Below are 16,208 nucleotides of genomic sequence, written 5' to 3' on the forward strand. Positions count from 1 at the left end.
ATGGGTGGGGGGCGGTGGCCCGGCGGCGTCAGACGCGCAGCCAGGCCGCCGTGTCCTGCGGCAGCCGGCCCCGGTGGTCCAGGGGGCCGCTGGCCAGCAGGAGGTCGGGGGAGGGGAGCGGGCAGGGCTCGGCCGCGAGGTTGACGACGCAGGCCAGGCCCGGCTCCCGGACGAACGCCAGCACGCCGTCGCCGGTGGGCAGCCAGGTCAGCGGGCCGTCGCCGAGGCCCGGCTCGGCCCGGCGCAGCCGCAGGGCCGCGCGGTACAGCGACAGCATCGAGCCGGGGTCGGCGGCCTGCCGGTCGGCGGCGTACGCGGCCCACCCCGCGGGCTGCGGCAGCCAGGGGCGTACCGACGAACCGAACCCCGCGTACGGTGCGTCCGCCGCCCACGGCAGCGGCACCCGGCAGCCGTCGCGGCCCGGGTCGGTGCCCCCGGACCGGAAGTGCATCGGGTCCTGGATCAGTTCCCTGGGGATCTCGGCCTCCGGCAGGGCCAGCTCCTCGCCCTGGTACAGATAGACCGCGCCGGGCAGGGCCAGCGAGAGCAGCGCGGCCGCGCGGGCGCGCCGGGTGCCGAGGGTGAGATCGGTGGGCGTGCCGAAGGCCTTGGCGGCGAAGTCGAAGCCGGTGTGCGCCCGGCCGTAGCGCGTGACCGTGCGCGTCACGTCGTGGTTGCACAGCACCCAGGTCGCCGGGGCGCCCACGGGGGCGTGCTCGGCGAGTGTGCTCTCGATCGACGCACGCAGCGCCCGCGGTTCCCAAGGGCAGGACAAAAAGGCGAAGTTGAAGGCCGTGTGCAGCTCGTCGGGGCGCAGGTAGCGGGCGAAGCGCTCGGCGTCGGGCAGCCACACCTCGCCGACGAAGACCCCGTCGTACGCGTCGGCCACCGCCCGCCAGGAGCGGTAGATGTCGTGGAGTTCGTCGCGGTCGACGAAGGGGTGCGGGTCGACGCCCTCGGTGAAGTCGGGCAGCGTCGGGTCCTTCGCGAGCAGGGCGGCCGAGTCGATGCGCACCCCCGCGACACCGCGCTCGAACCAGAAGCGCAGCACGTCCTCGTGCTCCCGGCGGACCACGGGATGCGCCCAGTTGAGGTCCGGCTGCTCCGGCGCGAACAGGTGGAGGTACCACTCGCCGTCCGGGACGCGGGTCCAGGTCGAGGCGGTCGGCGAGAACTGCGAGGGCCAGTCGTTGGGCGGCAGTTCACCGTGCGCGCCGCGACCGGGACGGAAGTGGAACAGCTCGCGCTCGGGGCTGCCGGGGCCCGCGGCCAGCGCCGCCCGGAACCACGCGTGCCGGTCGGAGACGTGGTTCGGGACGATGTCGACGATCGTGCGCATGCCGAGCGCCCGTGCCTCGGCGATCAGCTTCTCGGCCTCGGCGACCGTGCCGAACGCCGGGTCGATCAGACGGTAGTCGGCGACGTCGTAACCGCCGTCGACCATGGGGGAGAGGTACCAGGGGGTGAACCACAGGGCGTCGACGCCCAGTTCGGCGAGGTGGGGCAGCCGGGCACGGACGCCCGCGAGATCTCCGGTGCCGTCGCCGTCGCCGTCCGCGAAGCTGCGTACGTACACCTGGTAGATGGCGGCCGAGCGCCACCATGCGGCGTCCGGCACGGGGGTGACTGCCACGTGAGTGGTCCTTTCGGGGAGGCGGGGTGGCGGGTCAGCCCTTGAGGCTGCCCGCGGTGAGGCCGCTCATGATGTGGCGCTGGAAGAGGAGGAAGACGGCCAGCGTGGGCACCGAGGCGATGGCGAGCGCGGCGAGCAGCCAGTTCTCGGGGACGCTCGCGGCCAGGGAGTAGATGCCGACGTTGACGGTCTGCTTGGCCGGGTCGGGCAGGGTGAGCATCGGCCAGAGGAAGTCCTTCCAGACCGCGACCACCGCGAAGATCGAGACCACGCCGAGGACCGGCCGCGAGATCGGCAGGACCACCGACCACAGGGTGCGCAGCGGTGACGCGCCGTCCATGGCGGCAGCGTCCAGCAGCTCGCGCGGGATCGAGTCGAAGAACCGCTTGAGCAGGAAGATGTTGAAGGCGTTGGTGACGGACGGCAGCCAGATCGCCCAGGGCGAGTCGACGAGGTTGCGCTCCACGATCGGCACGTCGAGCACCGTCAGGTACTGCGGTACGACGAGCACGGTCGCCGGGATCATCAGCGTGGCCAGCATCGCGCCGAGGATCGCCTTGCCGAGGACGGGCCTGAGCCGGGAGAGCGAGTACGCCGCCGCGACGTCCAGGACCAGCTGGAACGCGAGCGCGCCGAGCGCGTAGTACGCGGTATTGAAGAGCAGGCGGGCGAGGTTCAACACGCCCCACGCGTCGGCGTAGTTGTCCGGACGGACGCTCTCGGGGACCAGGGTGGGCGGCGTCCGCACGAACTCCTGGGGCGACTTGAGGCCGCTGGTCACCATCCAGTACAGCGGGCCGATGAAGACCAGTGTGAAGAGGCCGAGCACCAGCACGAAGGAGGTCCAGTAGAGGAACTTGCCGCGTGGCCGGGCCAGTTGGGCCGGGGAGATCAGGGTTCTCGTCGACATGGCATCCCCGTTCAGTCCTCGCCGCCGGCCCGGCTCAGCCGCGCGTACGCCGCCGAGAAACCGGCGAGGAGCACGAGCAGGACCAGGCCGAGCGCCGCCGCGCCGCCGTAGTTGTTGAAGGTGAACGCGTACTGGTAGATCAGCTGGACGACGGTGAGCGTCGCGCCCTCGGGCCCCGCGCCGCCGGTCAGCAGGAACGGCTCCACGAACACCTGCATCGTGGCGATGATCTGCATGAGCAGCATGAGCGACAGGACGAGCCGGGTCTGCGGGACGGTGACGTGCCAGATCTTGCGGAGCACGCCCGCGCCGTCCAGTTCGGCCGCCTCGTACAGCTCGCCGGGAATGCCCTGGAGCGCGGCGAGGTAGATCAGGGTCGCGCCGCCCATGTTCATCCAGGTGGCGGCGACGACCACGGAGAACATCGCCGTGTCGGGGTCCTGGAGCCACTGCTGGGCCGGCAGGCCCACGGACTCCAGGACCCGGTTGAGCAGCCCGTGCCCGGGGTCGTAGAGGTACTTGAACAGCAGGACCGAGGCGACCGGCGGCAGCATCACCGGGAGGTACACGAGCAGCCTCAAGTAGCCCCGGCCGTGCCGGAATTCATTGAGGACCAGGGCGACGACGAACGGCACCGCGAAGCCGAGGAGCAGCGCAAGGCCGGTGAACGTGAGCGTGTTGCGCCAGGCCTGCCAGAACGCCGGGTCGTTGAAGACGTACGTCAGATTGGACCAGCCGGCCCAGACCGTCGCGCCGTCCTCGCTCTTCTGGAAGGCGAGGACGACCTCTCGGACCATCGGATACCAGGAGAAGAACGAGAAGCACAGGACGGCGCCGATCAGGAAGCCGTGCGCGGTCAGCTGACGCCGCACCGCGTGCCCGTCCGGGCGCTTGAGCGGGGCGTCGGCGGTCACTGGTTGGCCAGCACCTGGTCGACCTGCCGCGCCGCGGTCCGCAGGAGCTTGTCGGGGTCGGCGTCCGGGTTGGTGAGGACCGCGGACATCAGGGTGTCGAGGACCTTGTAGATCTCCTGCGCCTTGGGCGGCTCGGCCCTGCCCTTGACCGGGCGGTCGGTGAACGCCTTGAAGTTCGCCACCGGCATGGTCGAGCTCGCGGCGCGCGCCTTGTCGTCGGCGGCCTTGGTGGCGCCGGTCCAGAAGTTGGGCTGCGGCAGTCCGACGGGCAGTCCGTCGGTCTTGGTGCGGGCCCAGTCGAACTGGCCCTTGCCGGGGGTGAGGAACTTGAAGTTGATCCAGGCGATCGCGGCCTTGATCGTGTCGGGCGAGCTGCCCTTCTTGATCATGTAGTCGTTGCCGCCGAAGAGCGTGGCCTTCTGCCCGGGGATCGGCCCCATCCCGAAGTCCCCGTACTTCGCGCCGAGGTTCTGCACCATGTACGTGATGTCGTCGGGCGCCGCCAGGAACATGCCCAGCTTGTCGGCGGCCATCTGCTTCTGGAGGTCGCCCCACTTGAGCAGCTGCGTCCTGCCCATGCTGTCGTCGTCCCAGCGCATGGCCCTGAGGTTGTCGACGACCTGCCGCCCGGTGGCGTCGTCGAACGCCGCCTTGGTGCCGCTCGCGTCGACGATGTCACCGCCGAGGCCGTAGGTGGCCGCCGTGAAGTGCCAGCCGCCGTTGTTGCCGGCGCTGTACTCGCCGAAGCCCGCGACGCCGTCGCCGAGAGCGGCGATCTTCTTGGCGGCCGCGCGGACCTCGCTCCAGGTGGTCGGCGGCTTGTCGGGGTCGAGCCCGGCCCGTTCGAAGAGCTTGCGGTTGATCAGCAGGCCCATCGTGTAGTTGCTGTAGGGCAGGCCGTAGAGCTTGCCGTCCTGCTTCATGACGCCCAGGACGTCCGGATCCATGTCCTTGAGCGCGGGCACGGACTCGGGCGTGACGTACGCGCTGATGTCCTCGGCACCGTCGTTGTCCAGGACCTGCTTCAGATCCGTGAAGTAGGTGTAGAACACGTCGGGTTGGGACTTGGCCTTGAGCATCGCGGTGAAGCGCGGCGGCTCCAGGCAGGGATCGGTCTGCTTCCCCTCGACGGTGACGTTCGGGTACGTCGCGTTGAACGCCTTCACGTCCTCCTTCCACTGCTTGAGTTCGGCCTTCTCCGCGGCCGGCGGCATGCAGTCGATGGTGAGCGTGACCTTGGTCTTCTTGTCCAGCGGCGCGGTGGCGTCGGACGACCCGCCACCGCTGCCGCCGGAGCCGCCGTCGGCGCTGCTGCTGGTGCCGCAGCCCGCGAGGGCGGTCAGGGCGGTGAGGGCGAGCGCGGGGGCGAGGAGCGGGATGCGCGAGCGTCGTGAGCTTTTCATCGGGGAGACCCTTCGCGGACAGGGAACGGCACGCACTGTGGGCGGCGCTCACTCAAGCACCGCCCACAGAAGTCCGCAATATGTCGCGCGTAAGTCGCAAGAAATTGACAATGCCGTGTACGGGCACGGCATTCGGCCCGGGATGATCCGGGACCGGCCCCGCGCAGGTGGTCCCGCGCAGCCGGTCCCGGCCCGGTCGCGCGGGGCCGGAGCTGGTCGCGCGGCGTCCGGAGCCGGTCGGCGCTCAGCCCCGCGGCGCCTGCCCCGTCGAGCCGCGCACCACCAGCTCCGGCTCGAACAGGAGCTCGTCGGCCGGCACCGCGCCGCCCCCGATCTGCAGCGCGAGCAGCTCGACCGCCGCGCGGCCCATCGCCTCGATGGGCTGGCGCACGGTGGTCAGCGGCGGCTCGGTGCAGTTCATGAAGGCCGAGTCGTCGAAGCCGACCACCGACACCTCGTCCGGTACGGCGAGGCCGCGGCGGCGCGCGGCGCGCACCGCGCCGAGCGCCAGGGGGTCGCTCGCGCAGACGACGCCGGTGACGCCCGCGTCGAGAAGGCGTGACGCCGCCGCCTGTCCGCCCTCCAGCGAGAACATCGCCCGCGCCACGTGCTCCTCGGGCAGTTCCTCCCCGGACGCCGCCGCCAGCGCGCGGGCGGCGGCGAGCTTGCGCCGCGAGGGCTGGTGGTCGGCGGGGCCGAGCACCAGGCCGATGCGGCGGTGGCCGAGCGAGGACAGATGGCGCCAGGCCTGCTCCACCGCGACCGCGTCGTCGCAGGACACGGCGGGGAAGCCGAGCCGCTCGATGGCCGCGTTGACGAGGACCACCGGGATCTTGCGGGCGGCGAGCCGCTTGTAGTGCTCGTGCTCCGCGTCCGCCTGCGCGTACAGACCGCCGGCGAACACGACGCCGGAGACCTGCTGCTGGAGCAGCAGCTCCACGTAGTCGGCCTCGGAGACGCCGCCCTTGGTCTGGGTGCACAGGACCGGGGTCAGGCCCTGCTGGGCGAGCGCCCCGCCGATCACCTCGGCGAAGGCCGGGAAGATCGGGTTCTGCAGTTCGGGCAGGACCAGGCCGACCAGGCGGGCCCGCTCGCCGCGGAGCTGCGTGGGGCGTTCGTACCCCAGTACGTCGAGGGCGGAGAGCACGGACTGGCGGGTCGCCTCGGAGACGCCGGGTTTGTTGTTGAGCACCCGGCTGACCGTGGCCTCGCTGACCCCGACCTTCTGTGCCACCTGAGCAAGTCGTCGCGTCATGAACGCAAGATTAGTGCAAATCTTGCGCGGTGTTTGCGGCTTTGACAGGTCGAAACATGGGATGTTCCCATGTCTGACGGAAAGTGAGCGAGAAGAGAGAAGGTGCCCCCCGATGCCGTTGCGCAGTGCCGCGCGGACCAACCTCGTCGACCTGGTCATCGCCCAGATGGAGAGCCTCATCGCCGACGGCGAGTGGCAGGTCGGCGAGAAGATCCCGGCAGAACCGCTGCTCGTCGAGCAGCTCGCCGTGGGCCGCAACACCGTGCGGGAGGCGGTCCGCGCGCTCGTGCACACGGGCATGCTGGAGCCGCGCCAGGGCGACGGCACATACGTGCGGGCGAGCAGTGACTTCGGCGCCGCCGTGCAGCGCAGGCTGCGCAGGGCGGACGTCCTGGAGGCGTACGAGGTCCGTGCCTGTCTGGAGCGGGACGCGGCCCGCCATGCCGCGCGGCGCCGCACGGACGAGGACCTCGCGACCCTGCGGGCCGCGCTCGCCGAGCGGGGCCTCGCCTGGCAGAGCGGGAACGTGGCCGCGTTCATCGACGCGGACATGGCCTTCCACCGCACGGTCGCCGACGCGGCGCACAACAGCGTCCTCGCGGAGCTGTACGCCCACCTCAGCGACGCCCTGCGCGAGACGTTGCAGTCCGTCGTCGCCGCGCCGGTGCCGGACGCGGTGCGCCACCAGTTCGACGCGCACGAGGCGATCGTCGACGCCATCGAGGCGCGCGACCCGGAGGCCGCCGAGGCCGCGGTGGTCGCCCACCTGACCGAGGGCATGGCCGCGCTGCGCGACCAGCCCCTGGAGGAGGACAAGGCCGCGGGGCACGCCGGACGCGCCGACGGCGGCGACCAGGGAGACGGCTGTGTCTGAGACGTCACCCGCCATGGGGAAGAGCGCGCCGGGGAAGACCGCGCCGGGGGAGAGCGTGTCGCATGAGACCGCGCCGGAAGACACCGCACCGGAGGCCACCGCTCCGCGCAACACCGCGCAAGAAGAGACCACGTCGAGCCGCGCCACGGACGCCTCCCGCATCCCCACCGGCCGCCGCGCCCTCTACCTCGCCCTCGGCGTCGTCCTGCTCGCGCTCAACCTCCGCCCCGCGCTCGTCGCCGTCTCGCCGCTCGCCGACACCATCCGCGAGGACAGCGGCATGTCGGCCGCCGCGACCAGCCTGCTCACCGCGCTGCCGCTGCTCTGTTTCGGGCTGCTCGCGCCCGTCGCGCCCCGGCTCGGCCGCCGCCTCGGCATGGAGCGCTCGCTGCTCGGCACCATGGCGCTGATCTGCGCCGGCACGGCCCTGCGCCTGCTCGACTCGGTCGTCGCGCTCTTCGCGGGCACCGTCGTCATCGGCGCGGGCATCGCCGTCGCCAACGTCCTGCTGCCCGGCCTGATCAAGCGGGACTTCCCCGCCAGGGCGGGCCTGATGACCGGCCTGTACTCCATGTCGCTGTTCGGCGGCGCCGCCCTCGCCGCCGGCGTCACCCTGCCCGTACAGCAGGCCAGCGGCATGAACTGGCGCACCATGCTGGCCTGTTGGGGTGCGCTCGCCGTGGTCGCGCTGCTCGTGTGGCTGCCGCAGATCCGGTCGCGCACGCGCGTGGGCGCGGCCGCCGCACGGCAGGCCGCCCACCCCGTGCGCGGCCTGTGGCGCTCCCCGCTGGCCTGGCAGGTCACCGCGTACATGGGGCTGCAGTCCCTGAACTACTACGCGGCCGCCGCCTGGCTGCCGACCGTGTTCCAGGACGCGGGCATGGCCCCGGGCGACGCGGGCTGGATGCTCTCCTTCTCTTCGCTGCTCGGCATCGCGGGCTCCTTCCTCGCCCCGGTGATCGTCGGCAGGCGGCTGGGCTCGGGTGCCCTCGCCGTGCTCGGCGCCGTGCTCTGCGCGCTCGGCTTCGCCGGACTGCTCGCCGCGCCGGTCGGCGGCGCCTATGTGTGGATGACCCTGCTCGGCCTCGGCCAGGGCGCGGCCATCAGCCTCGCGCTGCTGTTCATCGTGCAGCGGGCGCCGGACGCACGGCACGCGGCGCAGCTCTCCAGCATGGCCCAGTGCTTCGGCTACATCCTCGCGGCGACCGGCCCGACCGTCCTCGGTGCCGTCCACGACGCCTCGCACAGCTGGACCGTGCCGCTCGTCCTGCTCCTGGTCCTGCTGGTGCCGCAGGTCGTGGCCGGACTCGGCGCCGCGCGCGACCGGCACGTCGCGGGCATCGGCTGAGCCCGGCTCGGGCAGATATGCACCCGGTGCGTCGCTCACGGCGCACCGCGACGCAGGAGAAGGGTGCAGCGATGACGGATTCGGCCCCCGGGCGACTGGCGATCGGACGGGCGACGCCCGATGACTGGCGCGTGGTGACGGGGTGGGCGGGGGACGAGGGCTGGAACCCCGGCCTCGGGGACACCCCCTCGTTCTTCGCGCAGGACCCCGAGGGGTTCTTCATCGGACGCCTGGACGGCGAGCCGGTCTCCGCCGTCTCCGTGGTCAACTACGGCGACGACTACGCCTTCCTGGGCTTCTACCTCGTCCGTCCCGACCGGCGCGGCCACGGCTTCGGCCTCGCCACCTGGCAGGCCGCGCTGGCCCACGCCGGCGGCCGGACCGTCGGCCTGGACGGCGTGCCCGGCCAGCAGGACAACTACCGCCGCTCCGGCTTCACCTGGAGCCACGGCACCCAGCGCTATCTCGGCCCGCTGCCCACGACGGGCGTGCCCGACCGGCACGTGCGCCCCGTCGAGGCGGCGGGCCTGCGCGCGCTCATGGCGTACGACAGCGCGTGCCTGCCCGCCGACCGGCCGCGCTTCCTCCAGTCCTGGCTGGCCGCCCCCGGCCACCGGGCCCTCGCCCGCATCGTCGACGGCAGGCTCACCGGCTACGGCGTGATCCGGCCGGGCCGCGACGTCCGGCGCGTCGGGCCGCTGTTCGCGGACACGCGCGCCGACGCCGAGGCGCTCCTGGACGCCCTGGCCGCCGAGGCGGACGGCGCCCCGGTCGCCCTCGACGTGCCCGGCAACAACGCGGCGGCCGTCGCGCTCGCCGAGGGGCGCGGCATGAAGCCCACGTTCGACACGGCCCGCATGTACACGGGCCCGATCAGGGAGTACGCCGCACACCGCGTCTTCGGCGTCACCTCCCTGGAGCTGGGCTGACCGCTCCCCGGCCGCTCCGCCCGGCGCAGTCGTACGGGTGAGCGCCCCGCGCCCCTTCGCGGGGGGGGCGCGGGGAAAACTGTTGACCTCAAGTTTGGTCGAGGTCCTAACGTTTCCCGCATGAGCATGGAAACGACCGCATGGACGCAGCTGCACAGCGTCATGAACGCGCAGCAGGACCGCCGTCCCTTCGCCCGCGCCACCCTGCGCCGCATCGGCGCCTTCGCCCGGTCCCACCGCCGACGCATCTGGCAGTTCGTGCTGCTCAGCGTCCTGACCGCACTGCTCGCCGTGGCGACCCCCGTCCTCGCGGGCAACGTCGTCGACGCCATCGTCTCCGGCGCCGACTCCGGGACCGTCGTGCGGTACGCCCTGCTCATCGCCGCCATCGCGCTCGCCGAGGCCGGCCTCGGCCTGCTGAGCCGCTGGCTGTCGGCGAACCTCGGCGAGGGTCTCATCCTCGATCTGCGCACCGCCGTCTTCGACCACGTCCAGCGCATGCCGGTCGCCTTCTTCACCCGCACCCGCACGGGCGCGCTGGTCAGCCGGCTCAACAACGACGTGATCGGCGCTCAGCGCGCCTTCAGCAACACCCTCTCCGGAGTGGTCGGCAACATCGTCACCCTGGTCCTCACCCTCGTCGTCATGCTCACTCTTTCGTGGCAGATCACGCTGCTCGCCCTGGTGCTGCTGCCCGTCTTCATCGTGCCCGCGCGCCGCATGGGCTCGCGGATGGCGAAGCTCCAGCGCGAGGCCGCCCACCACAACGCCGCCATGGGCACCCGGATGACCGAGCGCTTCTCCGCGCCCGGCGCCACCCTGATCAAGCTCTTCGGCCGCCCCGGCGACGAGTCCGACGAGTTCGCCGCGCGGGCCCGCCGGGTCAGGGACATCGGCGTGCGCACCGCCATGGCGCAGTCCACGTTCATCACCGCGCTCACCCTGGTGTCGGCCCTCGCGCTGGCGCTGGTCTACGGCCTCGGCGGGTACTTCGCGCTGGAGGGCACCCTGGAGGCGGGCGCCGTCGTCTCGCTGGCCCTGCTCCTCACCCGGCTGTACGCGCCGCTCACCTCCCTCGCCGGGGCGCGCGTCGAGGTGATGAGCGCGCTGGTCAGCTTCGAGCGGGTCTTCGAGGTGCTCGACCTGAAGCCGCTGATCGACGAGAAGAAGGACGCCGTGCCGGTCCCCGAGGGGCCCGTCGCCGTCGAGTTCGAGAACGTGCGGTTCGCCTACCCGTCCGCCGACAAGGTCTCCCTCGCCTCCCTCGAAGAGGTCGCCTCGCTCGACACCCGCGGCGGCGAGGAGGTCCTGCACGGCCTGTCGTTCCGCGCCGAACCCGGCCAGACCGTGGCGCTCGTCGGCTCCTCCGGCGCGGGGAAGTCGACCATCGCGCAGCTCCTGCCGCGGCTCTACGACGCCGACGAGGGCACGGTCCGCATCGGCGGCGTCGACGTACGCGACCTGTCCAGCGCCTCGATGCGCGCCACCCTGGGCATGGTCACGCAGGACGGCCACCTCTTCCACGAGTCCGTCCGCGCCAACCTGCTGCTCGCCCGGCCCGGCGCGAGCGAGGACGACCTGTGGGACGTGCTGCGCAGGGCCCGCCTGGAGGACCTGGTGCGGGCCCTGCCCGACGGCCTCGACACGGTGGTCGGCGAGCGCGGCTACCGGCTCTCCGGCGGCGAACGCCAGCGCATGACCATCGCCCGCCTGCTGCTCGCCCGGCAGCGCGTCGTCATCCTCGACGAGGCGACGGCCCACCTCGACAACACCTCCGAGGCCGCCGTCCAGGAGGCGCTCGGCGAGGCGCTGGAGGGCCGCACCGCCGTGGTGATCGCCCACCGTCTCTCGACCGTCCGCTCCGCCGACCAGATCCTCGTCGTCGAGGCGGGCCGGATCGTGGAGCGCGGCACCCACGAGGAGCTGCTGGCGGCGGACGGGCGGTACGCGGAGCTGTACCGCACGCAGTTCGCCAAGGGCACGGAGGCGGCGGACGCGACGGAGGTCGTCGAGGCGGCCTGAGAACGCTCCCGCCGACGGCTCGGCGGCCCGGGACACCACGCCCGGGCCGCCGAGCCGTGTCCATACGTCCACTAGGAGTTCATTGGTTCCCCACCATCCACACCCTCTCGCGTGAGAGAAACCCCCCATGTGCGACGACGAGTTGATACCGCCGAGCGCGGACATGACGGAGGACCAGTGGCTGCGGGAACAGCCGCGGATCGCCGAGGGGCCCGTGGGGCAGCGGGTCCAGGAGATGCGGGCGCTGCGGCGGCGGTCCGTGCTGGGCGGCGTGGTGGCGGGGGCCGCGGCGCTGACGGTCCTGCCCGGTGCGCGGACACCGGCCGCGGCGGCCGACCGTCGAAGCGACGGAAAGTTCCCCCTGCCCTCGCGGCCGAACCGGGCGGGGGAGTACGCGGTGCTCCTGACCGGCGACGCGGGCACCGGCGAGGAGGCGCAGCACGCGGTGGCCGCCGCCGCCCGTGAGGTGTGCCGCGCCGAGGGCGTCGGCCTGGCGGTCGGCCTCGGCGACAACATCTACGAGAACGGCCCCGAGTCCGACCACGACTCCGAGTTCCGCACCAAGTTCGAGGACCCCAACTCGGGCCTGGACATGCCGTGGCTGATGGTCCTCGGCAACCACGACTGCTCCGGCCTGATCCCGGGCAGCGGCGGCGACCCCTCGCGCGGCGACCGCGAGGTCTCGTACGCGAAGGGCTCGCGGCGCTGGTACATGCCGAGCCGCTACTACAACGTGGCGCTGCCGGGCGCCGCCCCCGCGCCGGGCGGCGAGGAGGCCGACCCGCTGGTCGAGTTCTTCGCCATCGACACCAACCCCGTCTCCTCGTACGTCGCCCAGCTCGACCCGCACTACTGGTGGAACGGCCCCTACATGCGCGACCAGCGGGCCTGGCTCGACACCTCGCTGAAGCAGTCGCGGGCGCGCTGGAAGGTCGTCCTCGGCCACCACCCGTACCTGAACAACGGCAAGCACGGCAGCGCCGGTTCGTACGACGGCTTCGTCATCGGCAACTACACCAGCGGCATCCACCTCAAGGAGCTGTACGAGGAGGTGGTGTGCGGTCGCGCCGACGTGATCCTGTCCGGGCACGACCACACGCTGCAGGTCCTGGAGCCCACGGCCGACACGCGCGGCACCCGCCAGATCGTGTGCGGCGCCGCGGGCAAGGCGGGCGACGGCAAGGCGCACTTCGACCACCCGTCGGCCTGGCAGAACTTCTCCGACCACGGCTTCATGGTCCTCAAGGTCTCCCGCAAGGCGATGACGGTGGACGCCTACACCGTCGACGTCGCCACGCGCACGGCACGCCTGGCGCACCGCACGCGGACCACCCGGGCCCTGAGCCGGGTGTGAACGCGCGCCGGTGACCCGTCCGTCACCGGCGACCGCGTCGCATTCCGTCCGGTCGCACCCGGTAGGGCCCGAAGGGGGTGGGTACGACCCTCAGTGCCCGGTCGACGGAGCCGGTTCGGGAAAGGGGCACGGGGTGCGCAGGATCGCGATCGTGGGAGCGGGACAGGCGGGGCTCCAGTTGGCCCTGGGGCTCCTCGGGGCCGGGTACGAGGTGACACTGACCGCCGAGCGGCGGCCCCAGGAGGTACGGGGCGGGCGGGTCACCTCGACCCAGCTCATGTTCGGCCCGGCCCTGGGCATCGAACGGGAGGCCGGGCTCGCGCTCTGGGACGACGAGGCCCCCGTGATGCCGAGGTTCGAGCTCAGCCACTGGGACCCCGAGGGCCAGCCCGCCGCTCCGGTACGGCGGTTCACCGCGCCGTTCGACGACGAGGTGCGCTCCGTGGACCAGCGGGTGAAGCTGTCCCGCTGGCTGGAGCTGTTCGAGGAGCGGGGCGGACGCGTCGAGTACCGCTCCGTCGGCCCCGCCGAGGTGGCCGCCGTCGCCGCCGCGCACGACCTCACCGTGCTCGCCACCGGACGCGGCCCGCTCTCCGCGCTCTTCCCCCGCGACACGTCCTGGCCCGCCCACGCGAGCCCGCCGCGCAGCCTCGCCTGCTTCTACGTGAACGGCGTCGCCCACGACGGCACCGACCCGGCCGCCGGCTACGTCCGGGCCACCGGAGTGCCGCCCACCGGCGACGTCATCATGATGCGGGCGCTCACCGTCGGCGGGCCCTGCGACATCCTGCTGTTCGAGGGCCGGTGGGACGGGGCGTACGACTGCTGGGGCGACCGCCCCCGCGCCGCCGCGGGGCTGCGGCGCGGCCTCGACCTGCTGCGGACGTTCGCGCCCTGGGAGTACGAACGCTTCCGCCGCGCCGAGCCCACCGACGCGGGCGCCGCCCTGTACGGCGCGATCACCCCCGCGGTGCGCCGCCCCGTGGCACGGGTGGACGAGGGCCACCCCGTCCTCGGCCTCGCGGACGCCCTCGTCGTCCACGACCCGGTCACCGGCCAGGGCGCGAACAACGCGGCGCGGGCGGCGGCGAGCTACCTGGCCGCCATCCTCCGGCGCGGCGAACTCCCCTTCGACGAGGAGTGGATGCGGGAGACGTTCGACGCGTACTGGGAGAACGCCCGGCACACGCACGCCTTCACCGAGCTGATGCTGGGCGATCCGCAGCCCGAGCGGGTGGGCCGGATCATGGGAGCCGCCTTCGCCCACCCGGAGGTCGCCCACCGCTTCACCAACGGCTACGCGGATCCGCTGACGTACCGTTCGTGGCTGCTCGACCCGGTGGGCGCCGACGCCTACGCGGCACGGTTCGGGGTGTAGCGGCCCGGGGCCCGAGGGGGCGCTGTTCCGTGCGGGGACGGCGATGCCAGGATGCCGGGCATGAACGCACCAGAGGTCCCGCCCGGCACCCGGCTGCTCGTCGTCGACGACGAGCCCGCCATCCTCGACGTCCTGGCCACCTCGCTGCGCTTCCTCGGGTACGAGGTGGCGGAGGCGGCCACCGGCAGGGCGGCCCTGACGGCGGTCCGCGAGCACGCCCCGCAGCTCGTGCTGCTCGACGTGATGCTCCCCGACATCGACGGCTTCGAAGTGGTACGCCGACTGCGACGGGCCGGCGCGACGACCTCGGTGATCTTCCTGACCGCCCGCGAGAGCGGCCAGGACGTCGTCGGCGGCCTCGACCTGGGCGCCGACGACTACATCACCAAGCCGTTCCGGCTCGCCGAGGTCGCCGCCCGGGTGCGCGCCGTCCTGCGCCGGGGCGAGGGCCGCGCCGCGCCGGGGCTCCTCGTCTGCGCGGACGTGGAGATGAACACCGACACCTATGAGGTGCGCCGGGCCGGGGTGCTCGTCGACCTCTCACCCACCGAGTACCGGCTGCTCCACCACCTGCTGATCAACAGGAACCGCGTCCTGACGCACGAGCAACTCCTCGACCACGTCTGGGACTTCGGCGAGGGCGACCACGGGGTCCTGAAGACCTACATCTCCTACCTGCGGCGCAAACTCGACGCACTGGGCCCGGGGCTGATCGAGACCCGGCGCGGCATCGGCTACATCCTCCGCGACCAGGAGACCCCATGAGGCCCGCGCGACCGCGGCTCCGTCCCCCGCGCCCCCGTTCGCTGCGCGGCCGGCTCCTGCTCGCGCTGCTCACCCTCGTCGCCGCGGCCCTGCTCGCCCTGGACGCCGTCGTCTACGCGGCGCTGAGCGACGACCTCACGCACCGCACCGACGTCACCCTGCGCGCGGTCCGCCAGCGCGTGGCGCAGCAACTGGAACAGGCCGGGCCGGGCGGCACGCTCGGCAACGACGTCCGGCTGCTCGGGGCCTCGGAGTTCTACCTCCAGCTGCGCAGGCCCGACGGCGGCGTACGGGATCTGGTGCCCCGGCTGCGCGACCCGGACGACGCCGCGCCGCGCCTGCCGGACCCGCTGTCCGACGCGCGCGGCGAACCGGTCACGGTGGGGCCACAGGCGCCCGGCGGCCCCGACTACCGGCTGCTGGTCCAGCGGATCCCCGGCCGCGGCACACTGATCGCGGCCGTCCCCCTGGACCAGGTCCAGGGCACGCTGCGGCAGGTGCTCGTCGTCGAGGCGGCGGCGACCACCGGGGTGCTCGCCCTCCTCGCGGGCGCGGGCCTGTGGGTCCTGCGCCGCGGACTGCGGCCCCTGGAGTCGATGGCCCGGGACGCGGACGCCATCGCGTCCGGTGACCGGACCGGCCGCGTCGGACGGGTCGCGCCCGCCGACGACGACACGGAGGTCGGACGCCTGGGCCTGGCGCTGAACACGATGCTGGCCGCCGAACGGATCACCCAGGACCGCCTGCGGCGGTTCGTCGCCGACGCCTCGCACGAACTGCGCACCCCCGTCACCGCCGTGCTCGGCTACGCCGACCTGCACCATCAGGGCGCGCTCACCCGCCCCGAGCAACGGGAACGGGCGATGCACGGCATCACCACCGAGGCGCTGCGCATGCAGCGGCTCGTCGACGACCTGCTGCTGCTCGCCCGGCTCGACGGCGCCCCGGCCCGCGAGCACCGCGCCGTGGACCTGGCCGCGATCGTGCGCGACGCGGTGGCCGCCGCGCGCGTCGTGGCCCCCGAAAGCCCCGTGACGGTACGGGCAAAGGGCGGCGCGACGGTCCGCGCGGACGCGGAGCAACTGCGGCGCGTGGTCGACAATCTGCTGGCGAACGTGCGCCGGCACACGCCGTCCGGGACGGCGGCGCGGGTGACGGTGCGCGCCGGTGGCCCGGACGTGACCCTCGAAGTCGCCGACGACGGCCCGGGGATCCCGGTCGAGGCGCTGCCGCGCGTCTTCGACCGCTTCTACCGCGGCGACCCGGCGCACCGCGGCGACGGCAGCGGTCTGGGGCTGGCCATCGTCGCGGCGGTCGCCGAGGCCCACGGCGGCGCCGTCGACGTCGTCAGTGCGCGGGGAGAGGGGACCCGCGTGACCGTCCGCCTCCCGCCGGCCCCCTGACGCACCGCAGGCCGGGCGGC

General features: G+C 73.1%; 13 protein-coding genes. 8 read left to right on the plus strand and 5 right to left on the minus strand.

Going from position 1 to position 16,208, the window contains the following annotated elements; all coding sequences use genetic code 11:
• Positions 1-28 precede the first annotated feature (28 nt).
• The 5 genes from AB0L89_RS05500 to AB0L89_RS05520 all read right to left on the minus strand — a co-directional run bounded on the left by AB0L89_RS05500 (position 29) and on the right by AB0L89_RS05520 (position 6,115).
• Positions 29-1,633 carry a glycoside hydrolase family 13 protein gene (locus tag AB0L89_RS05500; RefSeq protein WP_365134710.1) on the minus strand — a complete coding sequence of 535 codons (1,605 nt, stop codon included), beginning with the start codon at positions 1,631-1,633 and terminating at the stop codon, positions 29-31.
• Positions 1,634-1,667: 34 nt separating this feature from the next.
• Positions 1,668-2,543 (minus strand): carbohydrate ABC transporter permease, encoded by an 876-nt coding sequence (locus AB0L89_RS05505; protein WP_365134713.1) that lies wholly within the window; start codon positions 2,541-2,543, stop codon positions 1,668-1,670.
• A gap of 11 nt (positions 2,544-2,554) precedes the next feature.
• Positions 2,555-3,457, minus strand: a complete 903-nt coding sequence (locus AB0L89_RS05510; protein WP_365134716.1) for a sugar ABC transporter permease — start codon at positions 3,455-3,457, stop codon at positions 2,555-2,557.
• Positions 3,454-4,860, minus strand: a complete 1,407-nt coding sequence (locus AB0L89_RS05515) for an extracellular solute-binding protein (RefSeq protein ID WP_365134719.1) — start codon at positions 4,858-4,860, stop codon at positions 3,454-3,456. Before AB0L89_RS05515 ends, AB0L89_RS05510 begins: the two co-directional genes overlap by 4 nt.
• A 244-nt stretch (positions 4,861-5,104) precedes the next feature.
• Positions 5,105-6,115, minus strand: coding sequence for a LacI family DNA-binding transcriptional regulator (locus tag AB0L89_RS05520; protein ID WP_365134721.1), 1,011 nt, complete (start codon positions 6,113-6,115; stop codon positions 5,105-5,107).
• 112 nt (positions 6,116-6,227) lie between these two features.
• Between AB0L89_RS05520 and AB0L89_RS05525 the strand changes: the two genes are divergently transcribed.
• From AB0L89_RS05525 to AB0L89_RS05560, 8 genes are all read left to right on the plus strand, one after another.
• The gene (locus tag AB0L89_RS05525) at positions 6,228-6,989 is read left to right on the plus strand and encodes a FadR/GntR family transcriptional regulator (RefSeq protein ID WP_365134724.1); all 762 of its coding nucleotides are present in this window, start codon (positions 6,228-6,230) and stop codon (positions 6,987-6,989) included.
• Complete coding sequence (locus AB0L89_RS05530) at positions 6,982-8,337, plus strand: MFS transporter (protein ID WP_365134727.1); 1,356 nt, start codon at positions 6,982-6,984, stop codon at positions 8,335-8,337. Before AB0L89_RS05525 ends, AB0L89_RS05530 begins: the two co-directional genes overlap by 8 nt.
• A 71-nt stretch (positions 8,338-8,408) precedes the next feature.
• Positions 8,409-9,266 (plus strand): GNAT family N-acetyltransferase, encoded by an 858-nt coding sequence (locus AB0L89_RS05535; protein WP_365134730.1) that lies wholly within the window; start codon positions 8,409-8,411, stop codon positions 9,264-9,266.
• A gap of 120 nt (positions 9,267-9,386) precedes the next feature.
• Complete coding sequence (locus AB0L89_RS05540) at positions 9,387-11,288, plus strand: ABC transporter ATP-binding protein (protein ID WP_365134733.1); 1,902 nt, start codon at positions 9,387-9,389, stop codon at positions 11,286-11,288.
• A gap of 127 nt (positions 11,289-11,415) precedes the next feature.
• On the plus strand, positions 11,416-12,642 hold the full coding sequence (locus AB0L89_RS05545; RefSeq protein ID WP_365134736.1) for a metallophosphoesterase: 1,227 nt from the start codon (positions 11,416-11,418) through the stop codon (positions 12,640-12,642).
• Between the two features lie 133 nt (positions 12,643-12,775).
• Entirely contained in the window at positions 12,776-14,020 is a 1,245-nt protein-coding gene (locus tag AB0L89_RS05550; protein ID WP_365134739.1) for a styrene monooxygenase/indole monooxygenase family protein, read from the plus strand.
• Between the two features lie 60 nt (positions 14,021-14,080).
• Entirely contained in the window at positions 14,081-14,785 is a 705-nt protein-coding gene (locus tag AB0L89_RS05555) for a response regulator transcription factor (protein ID WP_365134742.1), read from the plus strand.
• A complete protein-coding gene (locus AB0L89_RS05560; protein ID WP_365134745.1) occupies positions 14,782-16,188 on the plus strand; it encodes a HAMP domain-containing sensor histidine kinase in 1,407 nt (468 codons plus the stop codon). The genes AB0L89_RS05555 and AB0L89_RS05560 overlap by 4 nt, the downstream gene beginning before the upstream one ends.
• The last annotated feature ends 20 nt before the right edge of the window (positions 16,189-16,208 follow it).

The organism is Streptomyces sp. NPDC052114 (assembly GCF_040680155.1).
In the GTDB taxonomy this organism is placed as follows: Bacteria; Actinomycetota; Actinomycetes; order Streptomycetales; family Streptomycetaceae; genus Streptomyces.

Coding starts and splice junctions, on each gene's coding strand:
- AB0L89_RS05505 (WP_365134713.1), bottom strand. CDS start 2,543: ATGTCGACGAGAACCCTGATCTCCCCGGCCCAACTGGCCCGGCCACGC.
- AB0L89_RS05515 (WP_365134719.1), bottom strand. CDS start 4,860: ATGAAAAGCTCACGACGCTCGCGCATCCCGCTCCTCGCCCCCGCGCTC.
- AB0L89_RS05520 (WP_365134721.1), bottom strand. CDS start 6,115: ATGACGCGACGACTTGCTCAGGTGGCACAGAAGGTCGGGGTCAGCGAG.
- AB0L89_RS05525 (WP_365134724.1), top strand. CDS start 6,228: ATGCCGTTGCGCAGTGCCGCGCGGACCAACCTCGTCGACCTGGTCATC.
- AB0L89_RS05535 (WP_365134730.1), top strand. CDS start 8,409: ATGACGGATTCGGCCCCCGGGCGACTGGCGATCGGACGGGCGACGCCC.
- AB0L89_RS05540 (WP_365134733.1), top strand. CDS start 9,387: ATGAGCATGGAAACGACCGCATGGACGCAGCTGCACAGCGTCATGAAC.
- AB0L89_RS05545 (WP_365134736.1), top strand. CDS start 11,416: ATGTGCGACGACGAGTTGATACCGCCGAGCGCGGACATGACGGAGGAC.
- AB0L89_RS05555 (WP_365134742.1), top strand. CDS start 14,081: ATGAACGCACCAGAGGTCCCGCCCGGCACCCGGCTGCTCGTCGTCGAC.
- AB0L89_RS05560 (WP_365134745.1), top strand. CDS start 14,782: ATGAGGCCCGCGCGACCGCGGCTCCGTCCCCCGCGCCCCCGTTCGCTG.